The sequence below is a fragment of the Campylobacter sp. RM9333 genome (assembly GCF_020137705.1).
Classification (GTDB): domain Bacteria; phylum Campylobacterota; class Campylobacteria; order Campylobacterales; family Campylobacteraceae; genus Campylobacter_E.
In genome coordinates this window covers 10,273-30,017 of sequence record NZ_JACGAY010000013.1, presented here as the reverse complement: position 1 = coordinate 30,017, position 19,745 = coordinate 10,273, and the positions used below count along the sequence as shown (strand labels likewise).

At 28.6% G+C, this 19,745-nt stretch carries 11 protein-coding genes; 9 read left to right on the top strand and 2 right to left on the bottom strand.

Going from position 1 to position 19,745, the window contains the following annotated elements; translation table 11 throughout:
- The first annotated feature begins 76 nt into the window (after positions 1-76).
- Positions 77-4,219, top strand: coding sequence for a hypothetical protein (locus AVBRAN9333_RS05795; RefSeq protein ID WP_336609591.1), 4,143 nt, complete (start codon positions 77-79; stop codon positions 4,217-4,219).
- A 32-nt stretch (positions 4,220-4,251) separates the two neighbouring features.
- Here AVBRAN9333_RS05795 and AVBRAN9333_RS05790 read toward each other — a convergent pair whose 3' ends face one another.
- On the bottom strand, positions 4,252-5,331 hold the full coding sequence (locus tag AVBRAN9333_RS05790; protein WP_214119878.1) for an Mrp/NBP35 family ATP-binding protein: 1,080 nt from the start codon (positions 5,329-5,331) through the stop codon (positions 4,252-4,254).
- 51 nt (positions 5,332-5,382) lie between these two features.
- On the opposite strand from AVBRAN9333_RS05790, the gene AVBRAN9333_RS05785 reads away from it, so the two are divergent.
- From AVBRAN9333_RS05785 to ychF, 8 genes are read left to right on the top strand one after another with little or no spacing between them, the layout of a single operon-like run.
- The gene (locus tag AVBRAN9333_RS05785; protein WP_336609590.1) at positions 5,383-6,288 is read left to right on the top strand and encodes a lipoprotein N-acyltransferase Lnb domain-containing protein; all 906 of its coding nucleotides are present in this window, start codon (positions 5,383-5,385) and stop codon (positions 6,286-6,288) included.
- Positions 6,289-6,296: 8 nt separating this feature from the next.
- Positions 6,297-6,734, top strand: a complete 438-nt coding sequence (smpB, locus tag AVBRAN9333_RS05780; protein WP_214115787.1) for an SsrA-binding protein SmpB — start codon at positions 6,297-6,299, stop codon at positions 6,732-6,734.
- A 32-nt stretch (positions 6,735-6,766) separates the two neighbouring features.
- A complete protein-coding gene (locus AVBRAN9333_RS05775; RefSeq protein ID WP_214119885.1) occupies positions 6,767-7,207 on the top strand; it encodes an RpiB/LacA/LacB family sugar-phosphate isomerase in 441 nt (146 codons plus the stop codon).
- On the top strand, positions 7,208-7,540 hold the full coding sequence (locus AVBRAN9333_RS05770) for a hypothetical protein (RefSeq protein ID WP_214115786.1): 333 nt from the start codon (positions 7,208-7,210) through the stop codon (positions 7,538-7,540).
- On the top strand, positions 7,534-8,082 hold the full coding sequence (apt, locus tag AVBRAN9333_RS05765; RefSeq protein WP_442862231.1) for an adenine phosphoribosyltransferase: 549 nt from the start codon (positions 7,534-7,536) through the stop codon (positions 8,080-8,082). Before AVBRAN9333_RS05770 ends, apt begins: the two co-directional genes overlap by 7 nt.
- A gap of 2 nt (positions 8,083-8,084) precedes the next feature.
- Positions 8,085-8,735 carry a DedA family protein gene (locus tag AVBRAN9333_RS05760; protein ID WP_239803471.1) on the top strand — a complete coding sequence of 217 codons (651 nt, stop codon included), beginning with the start codon at positions 8,085-8,087 and terminating at the stop codon, positions 8,733-8,735.
- Entirely contained in the window at positions 8,719-10,131 is a 1,413-nt protein-coding gene (locus AVBRAN9333_RS05755; protein ID WP_336609589.1) for a leucyl aminopeptidase, read from the top strand. Before AVBRAN9333_RS05760 ends, AVBRAN9333_RS05755 begins: the two co-directional genes overlap by 17 nt.
- Positions 10,128-11,231 carry a redox-regulated ATPase YchF gene (gene ychF, locus AVBRAN9333_RS05750; RefSeq protein WP_336607805.1) on the top strand — a complete coding sequence of 368 codons (1,104 nt, stop codon included), beginning with the start codon at positions 10,128-10,130 and terminating at the stop codon, positions 11,229-11,231. Before AVBRAN9333_RS05755 ends, ychF begins: the two co-directional genes overlap by 4 nt.
- 334 nt (positions 11,232-11,565) lie before the next feature.
- On the opposite strand, the gene AVBRAN9333_RS05745 is transcribed toward ychF, so the two are convergent.
- Positions 11,566-19,578 carry a hypothetical protein gene (locus AVBRAN9333_RS05745; RefSeq protein WP_336609588.1) on the bottom strand — a complete coding sequence of 2,671 codons (8,013 nt, stop codon included), beginning with the start codon at positions 19,576-19,578 and terminating at the stop codon, positions 11,566-11,568.
- Positions 19,579-19,745: the final 167 nt, after the last annotated feature.

Here is a 19,745-nt window from a genome sequence, read left to right as displayed (position 1 = left end):
ATATTTTTATAATTTATAGCATTAATTGATAAGTTTTATGTAAAATAAATATACTTTTTTTATTTTAGGAGAAAATATGAAAAAAACGATATTTCTATCCCTATGTGCGATAAGTGTATTGCACGGAAGTGAAGTAAGTACAAGTGAAGCTATTAAAGGGCTATATTTTGGCAATTTAGATAACTCTGCAGGAGCTAGAAATTCTAAAATAGAATTAATTACTGATTATTATCAATTATACGGAAGAGATAATGCTGTAATTGGTTGTTTTCATGGTAGAGGAACTAGTGATTTGGCAAATTATAATGATTGCACCCAATTAATGCAAGTATATAAATATAGAGATGGCAGTGGAAATCCTAATGCAGATAATGCTAATTTTAGAGATAATGTATGGTGTATAGAAAGTGATAATTCAAATTTAGGTAATGGAATTAAGCCTAGTGCTGATAGTTTTGTAAAATACATCAATATTACAAAAAATAATGTAAATTTATATGCGAGTTCAAGCAATGTAAATCCACGTTATGATTATGATACTACTATATATCAATATAGTTTAGGAAATTATCAAGAATCATATAAAGATTTTGGAGTAAATACTACTGGTAGATTATTAGTAATCGCTAAAAATCAAAACGAATATAATCCGTTTAGTTTTTATATAAGTGATAATTTAAATTTAAATAATCTTTCTAAAGATTTTACAGCTTTTGCAAATAATTATATAGGTATTCAAAATAATAAAATGAGATATTCAAATGATACCAAAAGAAGAGATATGTATGTTGCTTGGAATTTTTTAGTAGGAGAATCTTTAATCGGTGATTTATCTGGTAGAGGTTCTTGGTGTAATGAAGTAGATCCTTACAATAAGGAGAAATTTAAAAATAATAAAGGTTGTGAGAAGTCTTATAAATGGGAAGATTTAAATGATCATACTAGATATGTTAGATTTTTTAATTACCTAAAAGATTTAGGGCTTAATGTTAGATTGTCACAATACGGAGATCACTTTACTACAGCTTATGCTGGAGAATGGGGTGGAGTAAAAAATGAAAATGGTAAAATAATTTATTATGGTGTTTCAGAAAGTACAAAGCCAGATAGTCAATTTAATCAAGATGATAGAGTTATAAAAGAATATGAAAAAGACAGAAATATTTGGGCAAATTATAAATACGATGTCTATTATAGAAATAAAAAGGATATAAAATTTGGAGAAGCTTTAACTGTAAAGAATTTAGCTACTTATGGTCCAAACGAATTTAATAATGCAAGTAGTGCTTTTGAATTTTTCAACTCAGGAATGAGTGATAAGACTTATTATGGTGGCAAGTTTGGTAGTGTAAATAAAATAGGTAAGTGTTATTTTGTTAATTTACAATATTATGCAAGTCGCAATTCTAATAATTATCAAAAATTTATGGCAATGGATGCTAATAAATTTTTATGGAATAGTCCTAACAATATATTTTTACAAAATTATATAAAAAAAATTGATGAAGAATATGCAATTGCTAATTACTCAATAGATAGAAAAAGTGGGGTATATACAAGTTCTGTATCTGGTGAAAAACATAGTTTTACTTTAAATACTAGACCTACTAGTTTTAGAGGTAAAGACGAAAAACAATACGGCAATTCTTCAAATGGCAAAATTGGTGCTAGATATTATTTACATTTTTATCCTGACGCTGATGGAGCTAAAACTACTGAAATTGATAAAAATTTAGTTCCTAGAAAAGCAAAAGTTGAAAATTTACCAAGTAGCTTTAATGATAAAGAATTTTATGTTGTAACAGAGCTTAAATACGGAGTAAATAATAATGCTCAATTATCATTTACATACGAAGGCGTTGATTTAGACCCTAATAGATTAGGCTTTGAAAATAAACAAGAATGCGATATAAGTAGTGGTAAAAACTGCTCTAATATGAAATTTAAATTTAAAGATTTTAAATACAAAACTTATAAATTAAGCAAAACTGATGGTGGCTTTAGAGTAATTAGCGAAGATAGTGAAAAGAATGGCTATTTTTCAAGTGAATACACAACTGATGTTATGGCATTAAGAGTTGATGAAGGGTTATTAGATGCAATTAAGTATAAATCTGGTGAATCAATACTATTAGAACTTACACTTGATAGAGGTTTTTATGCTGATGATAGACCATTTTTTGAAACCAATTCAAATACTATTATTAATGCTAAATCATCAGGTAAGTTCTATGTAATTATTAGTGATATTAATTTTAATGCTAGTAATGTAGATTTTGGTTCTATTTGGAATAAACAAGACCCTGATAAAATGCCTGTATTAAACAGCACTAGCACAGGTTTTAATCCTACGACTGCAAATACTAGAATAGCTGGAAAACCTGTTTATTTAGGTATTCAAAGTGCAAAATCATCAAATAAATTAAATAATATTGATAATTTTGTAACTTTTGATGTAATAGATGCAAATACTAATAAAATAATTAAATCAGCTGACCTTACTTATTATGATAATGGAACAAGTAAAGTTAATATTAGTCACGAAAATGATTATTTAGTAGGTAATCCAATATTTACTCAAACAGGATTTAGTGGTGCTTATCCGTTTTATAATGGCGTTGTTAGAATTGATGATTTAAAAGTAGGTAGATATAAAGTATGCTATACAATATATTCTAAATCTCAAGTTCAAGAAGAAATCAATAAAAATAATAACAATAAAGACGCTAAAAGCCTAATTGAAGTGCCTGTTAAAGCTAGAAATTGCACTAATGATTTTAGTTTAAGACCTGCTTTAGTTGAATACACTACAAGCACTACATTTACAGCTGGAGAAAATGCTCTTGCGGGTGGAAAAGTAGCAGTATTTAATGCAGGATTAAAAGATGCTGATGATAAGCTAATAGTAACAAATGAAGAATTTGCTTTAACAAAAACTACTTTAAGTGTAGAAGATAGTCAAGGTAAAAATTATGATTTTAGTTTAAATGCAACTAATAAAAATACTATATCTGATAGCAATGAAGTTGCGTTTGTAAAAGACAATAATAATACCTATAAAATCAATGATGCAGTTGTAAATTTCCCATTATCAACTGATGCAAAACTTAAATTATATGAAGGTAAATTCACAAAACCAGATAGTATTAAAGGTTTATGTAATGCAAATGCTATCAATAATAAAGTAGATGAATATGGAAAAGTAGGTTGTTTAATTGATAGTAAAAGTGCTATAAGTATTAATTTTGCTAGCACTAAGGAATATGTTTTAAGAACTCCTATAATAAACAATGCCTTTACAGATGAAAAAACATTCTTTAAGAGTGAAGTAGGCGATAATAATAGCTTAAAGATTTATTATGTATTTAATAATTTAGGTGCTAAGGATACAAATAGCTTAAATTATGTATATCATAAATTTAGCAAAGACCATAATCTTGAGTATGAATTAAATTTTGATAATACTGATAAACAAGCTAAAGATAGATATTTAGTAAATATTGATGAAAATTATACAGATAAAAGCTTTAATACCACAATTAATGGTGCAAATCAAATTCTAGTAGATAGAGTTATCATTACAAAAGATAAGTTAAATAAAGATTTTGATAAAAAATTAGAAGATTTATATAATGATACAAAGACAAATAACATTAATGCTGTTATAGCTGGATTTGCTGCACCAAAAGATAAAATATCTGTAGATTTAGAATTAGCTTACACTAAATACAAAAAAACTCCAGATAATAAAACAATAGATACTAATGCAAGTTTAGCTAAGCCAAGTGTTGCTGAGTTTTCATTATTAAAATCATCAAAAGTTTCTTTAGATGGAGCTAGCACTAATTTAGCTAATGAATACTCATTTATCTTTACTAATGTTACTTATAAAGATAATAAAGTAACAAATACTGACAAAATTACTTTAAATCCTACAACAGATTTAGAGCTTTATTATTTAAATAAGAAAAACGAAAGAACAAAAATACCTTTAAAGAGTTCTTTATATGATAAAGACGCTAGTGCTATTATTAATGAATTATCATTTAATGCTGAATATGGTTCAAGCTTTTTTAAAAATCCAAAAACAGGCGAAGTAACTATTACGCTATCACCTGATAATGCTAAAAAGCAATACATTAAAGAAGTAATTGATTTGAATAATACAAATGATTTACATGGTGGTAAGTTCAGTTTAGAATTTACAAATACTAAGTAATTTTAAGAAGGGTTTAAAAACCCTTCTTTTTATTAATGACAAGCTGGAGTGTTTGTCGTTGGTTGAATACTAGAATTATCAGCTTTAGTAGTGTTTAAAAACTCAATTAATTTAAATGCAGCTTCTTCATATCTTTTTGCTACTATTGAATTTGGCTCACACATAGAAATAGGCTTACCACTATCTCCACCCGTTCTAATTGATAAATCAATAGGAATACAAGCTAAAACAGAGCAATCATATTCATGAGCTAAATTAAGCGCTCCACCTTTACCAAAAATCTCATGCTCAACATCGCAATTAGGACAAATAAAACCACTCATATTCTCAATTACACCAGCTACAGGTATATTTAATTTGTTAAACATATCTAAAGCTCTTTTACTATCATCAAGGCTTACTGCTTGTGGGGTGCTAACGCAAACTCCCGCACTAACAGGCACACTTTGAGCTAGAGTAATTTGTGCATCACCTGTTCCTGGAGGCATATCAAGTAATAATACATCAAGCTCACTCCATAACACATCGCATAAAAGTTGCTCAATCGCTTTCATTACCATAGAGCCTCTCCACATTAATCCTTGTCCTTCTTCAATTAAAATTCCCATACTCATAAACTCAATTCCATAAGCTTTAACAGGACGGATTTTATTGCCTACTACTACAGGTTTTTCGTTTTCAGCACCAAGCATTCTTGGCATATTAGGACCATATATATCAGCATCTAGCACTCCTACTTTTTTACCAAGTTTTGCAAGTGATAATGCTAGATTTAGAGTAGTTGTGCTTTTGCCAACTCCACCTTTTCCACTACTAATCATTACAAAATGCTTAATTTGTGGAGCTAGATTTTTGATTTTTGGTCTTTTTACTTCTGGTTCTTCTAATTTTGGTTGAATGATTTTAAGCTCAAGTTTATAATGATTATTTCTAGCTATTGCTTCACATTCATTTCTAATAGCATTTGCTATTTCTACACTTGCAGCTGGAATTTCAATATCCATTAGGATAATATCTCCTGCTAATTCGCACCTTTTTACAAAACCAAAACTTACAATATCCTTTTGAAAATTAGGATATTTGACATTTTTGAATAGTTCAATTATTTCCATTTTTTCTCCTTTTTTTACCTTTTATGCTAACAAAAAAAGTAAAATAATAAGATGAAATTTGTGTTTTTATTAATTATTAGTATTTTTTTAAGAGCAAGTGATATTAGTGTTTGTTATGTAAGTGATAGCTACAAGCGACTTGATACTATGTTTGGGCATATATTTTTAGCTTATAACAATAAAGCGGCTAGTTTTAATCTAAATAGTAATTTAAATATTAAAGATAATTTATCAGCACTTTTTGGAGTAGAAGGCATTATGCAAATTTTGCCTAAGGATAAATTAATTAAGTTTTATGAAGATGATGAAAGGCAAGTAAAATGCTATCCGCTTAATTTAGATGATAGCGAAGAAGCCAATCTATCAGCTTTATTTTACGAAGATGAGATTTATGATACTTATACATTTTTGCATAAAAATTGCTCATCAGCTTTAAGTATATATGCCAAAAACTATGGTGTTAATCTTAAATCAAGCCTAATTCCAATTCGTTTTGTATCACTTAATACTGATTATAAAAAGAACTTTCATAAAGTAGGATTATTTTATGAATATGATAAAAAAAATAGCCTTGATTTTGAGATAAGTATTCTTAGTCTAAATGATAAATTATCTCATAGTTTAAACATATTAAACTTTAATAAAAATTATATAAGCCCTATCAAAATCAGCGAATACGAAAAGATTAGCTATGAATTTGAATTAGGAATTAGATATAAAAAGGCTAGGGTGTTTGCTAATTTTTTCTTAGGGTATTATTATGAAGGTTTTTTTATAGGGGCTAATAATTATGGCTTAAATATAGGTTATTTAAAGGATTTTGATAATTTTGGTATAAAAATTAGTGCTGATAAAAAACATATAAATCTTAATACTTATTTTGATTATAAAAATTATCGTTTAAGTTTAATTGCTAATCAAAATTACGCTAAAATCGGTCTTATATACTCATTTTAAGGATAATAATGAAAAGCGTTGCAGAGAATAAAAAAGCAAGATTTGAATATAGCATAATTGATACTTATGAATGTGGTTTTGCCTTATTAGGTAGCGAAGTTGTAGCTGTAAGACACGGCAAAATCAATTTAAAAGATTCTTTTGTAAGGATAATCAAAGGTGAAGCTTGGCTACTTGATAGCCACATAGGTCATATGAATACGGCGAATAAATACTTCACTCACGAAGATAGAAGAGCTAGGAAATTATTGCTTCATCGTGCAGAAATTGATAAATTAATAGGTAAAATCAGTACAGATGGATTTACTTTAGTAATACTAAATTGTTATTTTAAGCGTGGGATTTTGAAAGGAACTCTAGCTTTAGCAAAAGGAAAAAATCTTCACGATAAGCGTCAAGCAATCAAAGAAAGAGATTTAAAACGAGAAGCAAGAGCGTATTATTAATTAACTCTTAAATATTAAACTAAAATTATTTTATATTAAGGAAAAATATGAGAATTTATTTTGCAAACGACCACGCAGCAACTAAGTTAAAGTTTAGTTTGATTGAATATTTTAGTAAAGAATACGAATGTATAAATCTTGGTTGTGATAGTGATGATAGTGTGGATTATCCTGATTATGCTAATAAATTAGCAAATGAGCTTAAAAACGATACAAATGCAATAGGTGTTATTATTTGCGGAAGTGGTATAGGAATTAGCATAGCTGCAAATCGTCATAAGCATATTCGTGCAGCACTTTGTCATTGCGAAGATTATGCAAGATTAGCAAGAGAACATAATGACGCTAATGTTATATCTTTAGGTGCTAGATTTGTTGATTTTGAACTTGCAAAAAAATTAATCATAACCTTTATAAATACCCCATTTCTTGGTGGAAGACACGAAAATAGAGTAAAAAAATTAGGGCAATAAATGTTATTTATTTGGATGGTTATTACTGCTTTAGTTTGTATATGTATTTATTTTTTAGTGATGACTTATTATTATAAATCATTACTTAATAAAGAAAGAGCCTCAAAAGAGTTTTTAAAAACTAATTTTGATGATACGGAAGTGGTTATGAGAAAGCTACAAACACAACTTCAACGCTCTTTAGGAAATATAGATGTATTAAATGAAGAATTAGATAAGGTAAAAAGTGAATTAACAAGCCTTAGGACAAGAAATTCTCAATATCGCTTAGAAAATAATAAATTAAACACAAAAATCAAAGAATTAGAAGCAAAAATTGAAAGCTTATTATAAGGATTAATATGAATATAGAAAAATTATTAAATGAGAAGATAAAAAGATACCCAAACTACCCAAAAGAAGGAATTGTATTTGCAGATATTACCACGCTTTTAGCAGATAAAGAAGGTTGGCAAGTTTTAATAAATCACTTAAAAGATAAATATAAAGATGAAGAATTTGATTTTTTAGTAGGAGCTGAAAGTCGTGGCTTTATTTTTGCAGCTGCATTAGGAGCTATTTTAAATATCCCTTTTGTTCCAATTAGAAAGAAAAACAAACTCCCAGGAGAGCTATTAAGTATTGAATATGATTTAGAATACGGCAAAGATAAAATAGAGATGAAAAAGGACGCATTTTTAGGCAAAAAAGATGTAAAAGTTCTTTTTATGGATGATTTATTAGCAACGGGTGGCACTAGCATTGCTTGTATGAAATTATTAAAATTAGCAGGTGCTAAAGAGATTAAGAGTTGTTTTTTAATAGATATAAATATCGGTGGATATAAAGCTTTAAAAGAGCATTGTGATGATATTTATTGCATTTTAAAGGATTAGCAATGGATATGATAATTAATTTTATAAATTCCTTTTTTGCTGACCCTGAGGGGGTTTTAACTTCCTTATTTAGAGATAAAATCGTAATTGCTAGTATTATTATATTTTTATGGTGCACGCTAGAAGGCGAAACTGCATTAATACTAGCAGGACTTGCAGCTCACGGAGAACATATTCATATAGGACTTATCACATTTATAGCAGGTTGTGGGGGATTTTTGGGCGATCAGATATATTTTTATATAGGAAGATACTCAAAAAGCTATATTAGAAAAAAGCTAAAAACACAAAGGCGAAAATTTGCAGTAGCACAGATTTTACTTCAAAAATACGGCTGGCCTATAATATTTATTCAACGCTATATGTATGGCTTTAGAACCGTTATTCCTATGAGTATAGGGCTTACTAATTATAGTGCAAAGAAATTTGCGGTAATTAATTTTATTTCAGCTCAAGTATGGGCTGCTATTACTATTTTTATAGTGTATATTTTTGGCGAGCATATATGGGAGATTATTAATTGGGCGAAAGACCATTGGTATTTGGCAGGAATTTTAGTTGTAGGATTTTTATGCTTAATTTTATATGCTTTTAAAAGTTTAGAAAATAAATTATTAAGTAAGAAAGGTAAAAAAAATGAAAGTAGTATTTAATGAAAAAAATACTGATTTTAAAGTTTGTTTGATACAAAACAAATATTTAAGTAGATTTGATGATAAAGAATTTTTTGAAATAAATGATTATAAAGGAGTTGGAGCGATTTGCAACCTAGCTAAAAGAACGCTTTATGTTGGCTTAAACGATGAATTAACTTATGCTAGTTTTATAGCTAGTTTAGGTAGTGCGATTAAGAGCATTAAGAACTTAAATATAAAAAGCATTAGCCTTGAATTTATTAATCTTGGTTGTGAGTTTTATAGTGCTTATGCTCATATTTATGCTGTTATTTCATCTTTATATGAGTTTAATAAATATCATAAAGAGCCTAAGAATTCTAAAATAGAATTAATAAGCCTTGAAACACAACAAAACGATGATATTCAACAAGGCATTGAGCTAGGTAAAGTATTAGCAAATGCTTGTGAAGATGTAAAAAATATAGTAAATGAAATTCCAAGCACTTATAATCAACTTAGTTTTGAAAAAGACGCTTTAAAATTAGCTAAAGAATTTGATTTAGAATGCAATGTTTATAGCGATGATTATTTACAAAAAGAAGGAATGAACGCATTTTTAGCAGTAAATCGTGCAAGTAGTTATCCTGCAAAATTAATCCACTTAGCTTATAAACCACAAAACGCTATTAAAAAAATAGTTTATGTAGGAAAAGGGCTTGTATATGATACAGGTGGGCTAAGTCTTAAACCGGCTGATTATATGCTAACTATGAAAGCTGATAAGAGTGGTGCGGCTGCTGTTTTAGGTATTTTAAAAGCAGCTAGTATGTTAAAACTACCTTATGAAATACACGGAATTATAGGTGCAGCACAAAACTGCATAAGCGAAAAATCATATATGCCTGATGATGTATTGATTTCAAGAGAAGGTGTAAGTATAGAAGTAAGAAATACTGATGCTGAAGGAAGATTGGTTTTAGCAGATTGCTTGAGTTTTGCTCAAGATTTAAAGCCTGATTTATTAATAGATTTAGCTACTTTAACAGGTGCTTGTGTGGTTGGGCTTAGCGAATATACAAGTGGTATTATGGGATATAATGAAGACTTGCAAAACGAGTTTTATAACAATTCAAAAAGAAGTGGCGAATATACTTGCGTTTTACATTTTAATCCACACATTAAAGAGCTTATCAAAAGTAAAATAGCTGATGTTAGCAATACAGGTAGCTCAAGATATGGTGGAGCTATTAGTGCAGGAATGTTCTTAGGCGAGTTTATTAGAAAAGAATATAAAGACAAATGGTTGCATTTAGACATTGCTGGACCTGCTTATGTAGAAAAAGTGTGGGGCGAGAATGCTTATGGAGCAAGTGCAGCTGGAGTTAGAATGAATATTATAAACTTACTTAGAATGGCAAGGAGTGCAAAATGAGCCTTAGTGTAGGTATTGTTGGACTTCCTAATGTTGGTAAAAGCACGACTTTTAATGCTTTAACAAAGGCAGCAAACGCTCAAGCAGCAAATTATCCATTTTGCACCATTGAGCCAAATAAAGCTATTGTTGAAGTGCCTGATGAGAGATTAAAAGTCTTAGCAAATATAGTAAATCCTGAAAGAATAATGCACTCAATGATAGAATTTGTAGATATTGCAGGTCTTGTAAAGGGTGCTAGCAAAGGCGAAGGTTTAGGGAATAAATTCTTAGCAAATATTCGTGAAACTGATTTGATTTTACATATAGTAAGATGTTTTGATGATGAAAATATCACTCATGTTGAAGGTGGGGTTGACCCATTAAGAGATATAGAAATCATAAATCTTGAATTAATCTTAGCTGATATTGAACAACTTAATAAAAAGCTTGATAGACTTAGCAAAGAAGCAAGAGCAAATCTTAAAGGTGCTAAAGAATGCCTTGAATTAGCACAGGATTTATTAAAACACCTAGAAGATGGCAGATTAGCTAGTGAATATGCAAATCGTGATAGTGAAGCTTTTATAACTTTAAATAAAGAATTAAGATTACTTAGTGCTAAAGAAGTAATTTATGGCGTTAATGTAAGCGAAGATGAATTATTAGATGATAATGATTATGTAAAAAAGGTGCGTGAATATGCAGCCAAATCAAATCATAGCGTTTTAAAGTTATGTGCTAAGCTTGAAGAAGATTTGGTTGGAATGGACGAAGCTGAAGCTAATGAGTTTTTAAAAGAATTAGGCGTAAATGAAAGCGGTTTAGCAGCTATTATTAGGACAAGTTTTGCTAAGCTTAATTTGATTTCTTATTTTACTTGCGGGGTTAAAGAAGTTAGGTCTTGGACTATTCATAAAGGTTATAAAGCTCCTAAGGCTGCAAGTGTAATTCATAATGATTTTGAAAAAGGCTTTATCAAGGCTGAAGTAATTAGCTATGATGATTTCGTAAATTGTGGTGGCGAAGCAAAAGCTAAAGAAGCAGGTAAATTACGCTTAGAAGGTAAAGATTACGAAGTAATTGACGGCGATATAATGCACTTTAGATTTAATGTATAAATCTTATTAGCAAGGCTTAAAAGTCTTGCTAATCTTTTAAAAATCCTTTTTATTTATAGAATTTAGAAAAGATAAAAATCTTTATAAGCAAACTTAAAATACTCAAATAAAACATTAAAATACAAGTTAAAAATCTTTATAAGTTAAAAATATTAAAAATATTATTGATTGAAGATAAATCAAATACAATTAAAAGTCTTGCTAATCTTTTAAAAATCTTTTTTATTTATAGAATTTAGAAAAGATAAAAATTTTTATAAGTTAAAAATATTAAAAGCATTGTTGATTGAAGATAAATCAAACAAGACTTAAAAAAGCCTTGCTTGATTTTAGATTAGAAATTATAAGAAAATCCTAAGTTTATATTGTAGTTATTATTAAAGTGATTTGTAATGCTCTTAGCAAAATCTAAATTAATGTTAGTATTAGCACTAGGTTTATAATCAGCTCCGAATTTGATTTTAAATCCTCTATCTTGAACCCTTTCAAAATAATAAGTCATACCATCATTAGCACTATTACTTGGACTTTCGTTTAAGTCTTTAATATAAGCAAATTCAGTATTTAAACCTACTTTATCATTGATTTTAGCACCAGCTTTAATACCTGCTTTTGCAGTATATTGAGCTGCTTGTTCTGTTTGAATTCCTAATACTGCTCCATCAATATTTACTTTTGGATAGCGAGTAGCTATTAATTTAACATTAGGTTCTACATAATAATCAGAGCCAAATCTTTGTCCTACTTTAACTTTTGCTTGCCATAAATTATCATATCTTGTAGTATTTATCATCGCTAAATCGCTCTTATAATTACCTTTTAAAGTCAATAAATTTAAGTCATAATCAACGAAAAATCCCGAATTAAAATTCGTGCTAGCATAAAGTCCAATGCCAGTTATTCCAACATCAGTGCTTAATGCTTTATTAGCTTTTAGTTTTGCTTTAGAAGCTTTTATACCATAAGCTACATCAAGATTTTTTAAAGATACTTTATTATCTACTCCGACATTAACTCTGCTACCTTTTAAATTATTTGAATCTGTTTCAAAATAACCATAATCAGAATTTATCCAAAAACCTTTATTTTTATCATCATTTCTTAAGTAATTAAATCTTAAGTCATTATCATCAATATAATATCTAGCAACATAATATGGTGTATACATTATGTTTTTAATCGCACTTGTAACAGCTGGGTCAAGATATTCTAAAGTCAATAAATCCTTATCATCAGCACTAACCTTACCAAAACCTTTTAAAGCTTCTTTATCTATTTCTAAATTAGACCTAATGCTATCTTTATTAATTATTGGGTCTTTATCTGTTAAACCTAAACTCCATACTCCATCTTTACCTATTTCATCAAAGCTTAAAACCTTAGTATTATAAGTAGCTAAAACGGTTTTATAAGTTACTTTAAAGTAAGCTTTATCTTTTTCATTATCTTCTTTTTTACCATTTACAATAGCAATAGGAACTCTTGTATTTACTAGCTTACTTAAGTTCGTATTGTATAAAACGATTTCGTTATTTTCTCCTAAAGCTTCTTTATTTACTATAATAGGACCACTGAATTTATCTTCTAAACTAGTATCAATTCCACCACCATAAATATAAAACTTAGAATTATTAGCATTTAGAGTATTAGTTACAACTTGTGCTTGAATGTGTGAATTATCCACTATTAAATTATCAGCTCTAATTCCACCTATGCCATTGCTATTTGTATTAGTAGCTCTTATTGTTGAATTTTTGATTGTATAAGTGCTATTTTTTAAATCGCTTGTCTTATCATAAGTATTTGTAGCCAAATCATCAATGCTTGATATAGGTTTAGTTCCTGTAATTTCTATAAAGGCATTATCAGCATTTAGCGTATTTGTTTTAAATGTGTTTGCAGTGAAATTACCTGAAATCTCTGAATGATTATGCACTAAAATATCTTTATTAAAGGTATTATTTAAGTTCGCATTTATATTGCATTGTTCTACATTGTTATTATAAATTCCATTGCTAGTGTTTAAAGTCCCACACTTATTATTGTCATATTTAATAGCAGCATTAATAATAGAATTATTTACATTCAATTCTGAATTATTTGTAATATCTTCGCTTACATTTTTAACATTTGTAAGACTTAAAATACCGCCATCATCATTTGTAATTTTGGTTGCTAATTCGCCTATATTATTAAAGTCTAATTTAGATTTATTTCCATTATTTTTAATACTTGTTCCAGCGATTTTATCAGTATTATTAATGCTTAAATCTCCGCCATTTTGATTTGTAATATTATTAAATGATTTAATATTATCTAATACCACTTTAATAGCTTCATTTACTAAATCTTTCATAGAAGCATTGCTTAATTTAGTATTGCCTTTGCCTTTTAGTGTTAAATCATCATTGAATGTTGAATTGTTTAAATCATTTGTCCCACCATCTATTGTAGTTTTATTGTTAAATTGTGAGCCATTATCTTTTACATTCTTAGCTATAACTTCGCCATCAAATGTAGTTTGATTAGAATCTAGGCAATCTACTTCTACTTTTCCTTTAAGAGTTGTCGTGCTATCTGGTTTAAAACAAGCTTTATTTCCTTTAACGCTTATATCATTTTTTAAAGTTGAATTACTTACTTTAAATTCCCCACTAGCATTTAATTTAGCGTCTAATTTAGACTTATCATCAATATTTTTAATATCCAAATTATTCGCATTAAATGTAACATTTTTGCCTATATTAACACCATTTTTACCATCAATATTGCTTAAGCCTGTGCTAGTGATTGTAACAGGAGTTGTATCATCGCTACAAATACTAGCCCCACTATTTAAATCCAAATCCTTAGTATCAATGCTAGAGCAAACTTTAGCATTATTAGTTAATGTGGTTTTTCCATTATTTGCAGTGATTATTGCGTCTTTTCCTTTAAACTCCCCACCACTAATAGTAATATTCCCAGAATTTGAAGTAGCTTTAATATTATTTGATTTAGTGTTGTTTAAATTAATATCATTATTTGCATTTAAAGTCGTATTATCTTTTATAGTTGCATTAGTTACATTGATATTTTTATCTGCTTTTAAATCAGCATTAACTTGCGTAGGCTCGCTTCCTTTGATTGTGATATTTTCTTGTGAAGTTAGTTTAGAATTAATCTTGCTTGGATTATTCTTATCATCTGAAGTTACAACAATATCTTTTATAGCATTAATTGTCGCATCAATTACGCTATTTGCTATATTTGCCATTCCTTGCAAGATAATATTAGAACTCTTATCATCTTTACCTATTTGAGAATTATTAGCATTAAGATTATTAGCATTTACATTACTTGAGTTCAATGTAGCATTTGTAGCTGTAATATTATTAGCTTTATTAATATCTGCATTTATCGTTGTATCTTTTCCTAAAGTAATATCATTAGCATTTTTTATAGTAGAGTTAATGGTAGTTTTCTTATTAGTTGCAGGTGGTTCTGGACTAATTCCATTATGCTCTCCTAGATTTTGAGCGTCATTGCTTAAGATTATATTACCTGCTACATCAATATTTCCGCCAGAAACTTCAGCCCCATTTGCAATTAGTAGCGTTCCACTAGGATTTTTGCTAGTTAAATCTCCTTTTATAGTAGCGTTATCAATTGTAGCATTGTTAAAATTACTATCTGCATTAATCACTGCACCTCTTCTAGCTACTAATTCATTAGTTTCTATTGCTTTATTAATTGTAGTAGTTGTGTTATTAGCACAAGAGCCACCACCTATTATATCTACTCTACCGCTACTATTAATATTAGAATTAACAATAGAGCCATTTTGCACGGTAACTAAATTAGTTCCTTTAATTAAACCATTATTAGTAGTAGAGCAATCTATTAAGGCTTTATTTGTAAATAATTCTCCTAAAACATTTACAACTGATTGTTTAGTAGCTGAAAAATCACTAGAATTACCATTATTTAAAGTTACGCTAGATGAACTTATATCAGTATTTTTTGCATTTAGAGTATTTGTTGTTATATTTTTAGAATTTGTAATGCTTAATTTCTCATCAGCTTTAACTAAATTAGCATTAATTCCTTTAGCATTTTGTGTATTTAAGATATTAGTATTTTTAGCACTGATAGTATCTCCAGTAAATTTAACATCATCTAAAGTTAAATCATTTAAGCGTTTGCTAGTATCATTACCTATATTTGCATTAGTTAAATCTATATTTTTAAGATTTAATGTATCATCTACATTTGCTGCATTTATATTAGAATTACTAATCGTAGAATTAGCAATTTTTAAATTCCCATCAATTCTAACATCATTATTTTTATTAGCATCTTTATTTTGAATGTTTAATTTTTCTAAAAGCATATCTTGAGCTAATTGTAATAATGTTTTATTAGCTTTGATTGTAGTTTCTTTTGAATTATCTAATTTAGAATTAATAAACTTAACTTCATTAGAAGTTAGATTTCCCGATAAATTAGCGTCTTTTATAGTAGTAGTGCTTTTGATATTTACATTACCACTAAGTGTAGCTTGATTTCTTACTTCTAAATTATCAGTATCTTCAATTGACGCTAATACTTTTGTATCTTTTCCATCTATTATGATTTTACCACCATTAGTATTTGTGCTAAGCTTTGTGCCTTCGTTGATTACGCTTTTGTTTTGTAAGGTTATTGTATTAGCATTTATGGTAGCATTTTCTGTTTTTGAATTATCAATCGTTATATCTTTAGCTTTTAAGCCACCTTGTATAGTTGAGCCATTATTTACTTTTATATCAGTAGCATTGATTTGTGAATTTGTTTTAGTGCTACTATCGTTTAAAGTAACGCTATTAGCATTTACAACACCACTTTCTCCTAAAATAGATTTGCTTTCAAATTCTGCTGTAGTAGTTATTGTAGAATTAGCATTTAATGTAGCACCATCTTTTACAAGCAATTTATTAGCATTAATTGTCCCTTTTATATCGGTTTCTTGAGTGCCAGGTGCAGGGTATTTGCTATCTAGTATTTTATTACTTAAAATAACACTTCCACTATTTGTTATAAACTTAGCATTTTCATCTGATTTAGCTCCGTATCCTAATACAATATCACTATTTTTAGATTCTAATTCTCCGTTTATAGTCCCCCAATATGCTTGGATTTTATTATTAGCTGTAATTTTTGCAGTTTTTTCTACATTTGCATTTAATAAATCCACGCTATCATCTATATCTAAAATACCTTTTATATTTGCAGTTGCTATTCTTGCACCATTTGCTTTGATTGTTTTATCTGCATTCAAGGTAGCATAATTTGATATATCTACAAATCCACTTGCATTTATATTGGCATTGATTGTTGTATCTTTGTCGCTAATAGTAATGTCTTTAACATTTGTAATATCTGCATTAAGCTTACTTCCGTAAGATATTGTTGCGTTACCACCTATATCAAGGGCTGAATTAATTTCGCTGTTGTTATCTATAATTACATCGCCAGTTGATTTGAAACTATTTCCATTATAAGTTGAGTTTATAAAATCAGCCTTTGTTGTGTTGATATTTGCACCACTAACACTTGCATTAGTAGATTTAAAATAATTACTTGTAAATTCTCCACCACTAACATTAGTTTTATCTTTACCTAATTCTCCAATACTAATAGTGTTTGTGCTATTAAACACCCCACCACTTACATTGCTACCTGATTTAATAGCTATATCATTTGCATTTAATTCTCCGCTACTTACATTACCACCAGAATTAATGTTTATAGTGTTATTTGCAGTGATTTTACCACCACTTACATTGCCACCAATGTCGGCTTGATCAGCTGTTAACCCCCCCCCACTAATATTTCCATCTTTATTTAATTTTATATTAGTAGCTGTGTGAGTTCCTTTGCTTACATTTGCACCACTTTCAATGATGATATCATTTCCTGCTGTGGTATTGCCTTGTATATTAGACTTGCCTTTATAAGTAACATTATTAAATTTACTTTCTAAATTAGCGTTTTCGCTTGTATTTGAATTATCTAGCGTAATACTTCCGCTTTCAGCTGTGATTGTGCCTGATTTGATATTTGAGTTATTGTTAATATTTACATTTTCATTAGCTTTAAGTGTTCCAGAAAGTATATTTGAATTGTTAGTAATATTGATATTTTTACCATTTATGTTCTTTGCATTACTATCTGTATTATCTAAAGTTATATTACCTTTAGACGATGTAACTTGTGTTTTTGACATTAGGGCTTTGTCATTTGTGTTATTTTTAATCGTTATATCTCCGGAACTTTTTAAGTTAATTAAATCTAGTGTAGAGTTAGTTACATTTATTTTATTATCGCCTATATTAGCCCAAATACCACCACCTTTAGCATTGCTTGAAGTAAGATTTGAATTGGTGATATTAATTGTTGATGTAACTTTATCTTTACCCATAATAACATCTTTAAAATCAACATTTGAACCATCAATTGTGATATTTGTATTGGTGCTAATATTTCCGCTAGTAGTTACAGAGCTTTTCTCTATTGTAAGATTATCAGCGTTTATTCTATCCCCACTTATATTTGCATTATCTGTGATAGTTAGTTTTTGTATAGTTGCTCCTCCACCACCTTGTCCTAAAATAACATTCTCATAATTACCACCACTTATTGTAAGACCACCGGTAACACTACCTGTAGTCTGTCCAAAATAAGAATTGGTAGCATTAGCATTTTTTAATGTGAGAGTTTTATCTTGACCAATCATTACATTAATGCTTGAAGGATTATCTCCTATGATTTTAGTGCCTGTTATGGTTGTATTGTCTTTTGTGAAATTAGCAACACCACTGCCTTTTGTATTTATCGTGCCATTTGATAAATTAGAATTTATATTAAAGCCAGCTGAATTGATATTAATTGTATTATTAGTGCCGGTAGTTTCGTTAGTTGCGTCACCTAATATTACACTCCCACCATTGTGAGTAATGGTATTGCCACTTGTATTGCCATTAATATTTAAAGCCCCACTATCGCTTATAATAGTTGAATTATTAACTTCTTTTGTAGTTAAAGTCCCACCTTTGCTATTTATGGTTGAGTTATCTTTAATATTATTAACGCTTAATTTTCCATTAGCATTACTATTAATAGTTGAGCCTAGAACATCGCCTGATATAGTTAAATTACCATCTGTATTACTATTAATAGTTGATTTGTTTGTAACATTTTTAACTTGGATTGTAGCACCATCACTATTGATAGTTGAACTATCTATATTGTTTGCTACCTTTAAAGTCCCGCTAGTTCCATCAATTGTAGAACCTACTACATCATTTTTAACATCAATAGTCCCACCATTATTTTTAATAGTTGAATTGTCAATATTATTTGTAACATTAATAGTTGCACCTTTGCTATTGATAGTAGATTTATTTGTGATATTTCCCGCAGTTAAAGTTCCACTATCGCCTTCAATTGTTGAATTGTCAATATTGCTATTTACTTTAATAGTCGCACCTTTACTATTGATAGTAGATTGGTTTTTGATATTTTCAGCAGTAATATTTCCACTTGTGCCATTTATTGTTGAATTATTAATTTCATTTGTAACATTAATAGTTCCACCAGTTTCGCTATTGATGATGGAATTATTATTGATAGTTTTAGAAGTTAGAGTTCCACCTTTACTATTAATAGTTGTAGATGAAATAGTGTCAGCGTTTAGATTACCGGCTTTATTTTCTAGCTTAGAATTAGAAGAGCCATTACCTTCTAAGGTATTTAATGACATTTCTCCCCATTTGTTTTGTAAAAATGTATTTTCTAATTTCGTATTACCTTTTACTGTAAATTTTGCTCCTTTGTCATTTACTAGATAAGTGTTATTACCTATTAGATTGCCTTCTACAAGTAATGTTGCATTTAGATTTTCCATATAAATGCCATCTTTACTTCCTAAATCTTTTTCTTCAGTATTTGAAGGGTTATTTAAATCCCCATTTACGGTTAAATCATTTTTTACTGTCATGGAGCTTTTATAATTCATCCACAAAGTGCTTCTTTGTTCTTTGTTAAACATTGTAGATGAATATCCTTGACTATTTATAGTAAAGTTATAAAAACTTCCGTTAAAACTATCTAAAGGATGAAAGTCCCCACCACCGCTCATAGTAAAGTTAGTGGTTTCAGCATTTGTTCCATTGGTAAAAGAAATTTTGCTTATGTTTGTTTCTTTAATATTATTATATTCGTCGTTTAACTTATCAATAGTCAAAGTTCCACTGCTTACAGTTGCTGCTTGAACTGAACTAATTATCGTAAATGCTAGTAATGACATTCTTATGGTCTTATTCATATAAAATCCTTAAAAAGTTGCTTGATTTTTATTAATGTTAAAAATTGATATAAATCAATAAATTATATTTGTAAAAATAAAAAATTAACCTTAAATTTTTTTGTCTTTTAACATAAAAAAGTAAAAAAATTTATATATTTTTTTATCTTTAAAAATACTTTATTAAA

Coding starts and splice junctions, on each gene's coding strand:
- AVBRAN9333_RS05795 (WP_336609591.1), top strand. CDS start 77: ATGAAAAAAACGATATTTCTATCCCTATGTGCGATAAGTGTATTGCAC.
- AVBRAN9333_RS05790 (WP_214119878.1), bottom strand. CDS start 5,331: ATGGAAATAATTGAACTATTCAAAAATGTCAAATATCCTAATTTTCAA.
- AVBRAN9333_RS05785 (WP_336609590.1), top strand. CDS start 5,383: ATGAAATTTGTGTTTTTATTAATTATTAGTATTTTTTTAAGAGCAAGT.
- smpB (WP_214115787.1), top strand. CDS start 6,297: ATGAAAAGCGTTGCAGAGAATAAAAAAGCAAGATTTGAATATAGCATA.
- AVBRAN9333_RS05770 (WP_214115786.1), top strand. CDS start 7,208: ATGTTATTTATTTGGATGGTTATTACTGCTTTAGTTTGTATATGTATT.
- AVBRAN9333_RS05760 (WP_239803471.1), top strand. CDS start 8,085: ATGGATATGATAATTAATTTTATAAATTCCTTTTTTGCTGACCCTGAG.
- AVBRAN9333_RS05755 (WP_336609589.1), top strand. CDS start 8,719: ATGAAAGTAGTATTTAATGAAAAAAATACTGATTTTAAAGTTTGTTTG.
- ychF (WP_336607805.1), top strand. CDS start 10,128: ATGAGCCTTAGTGTAGGTATTGTTGGACTTCCTAATGTTGGTAAAAGC.
- AVBRAN9333_RS05745 (WP_336609588.1), bottom strand. CDS start 19,578: ATGAATAAGACCATAAGAATGTCATTACTAGCATTTACGATAATTAGT.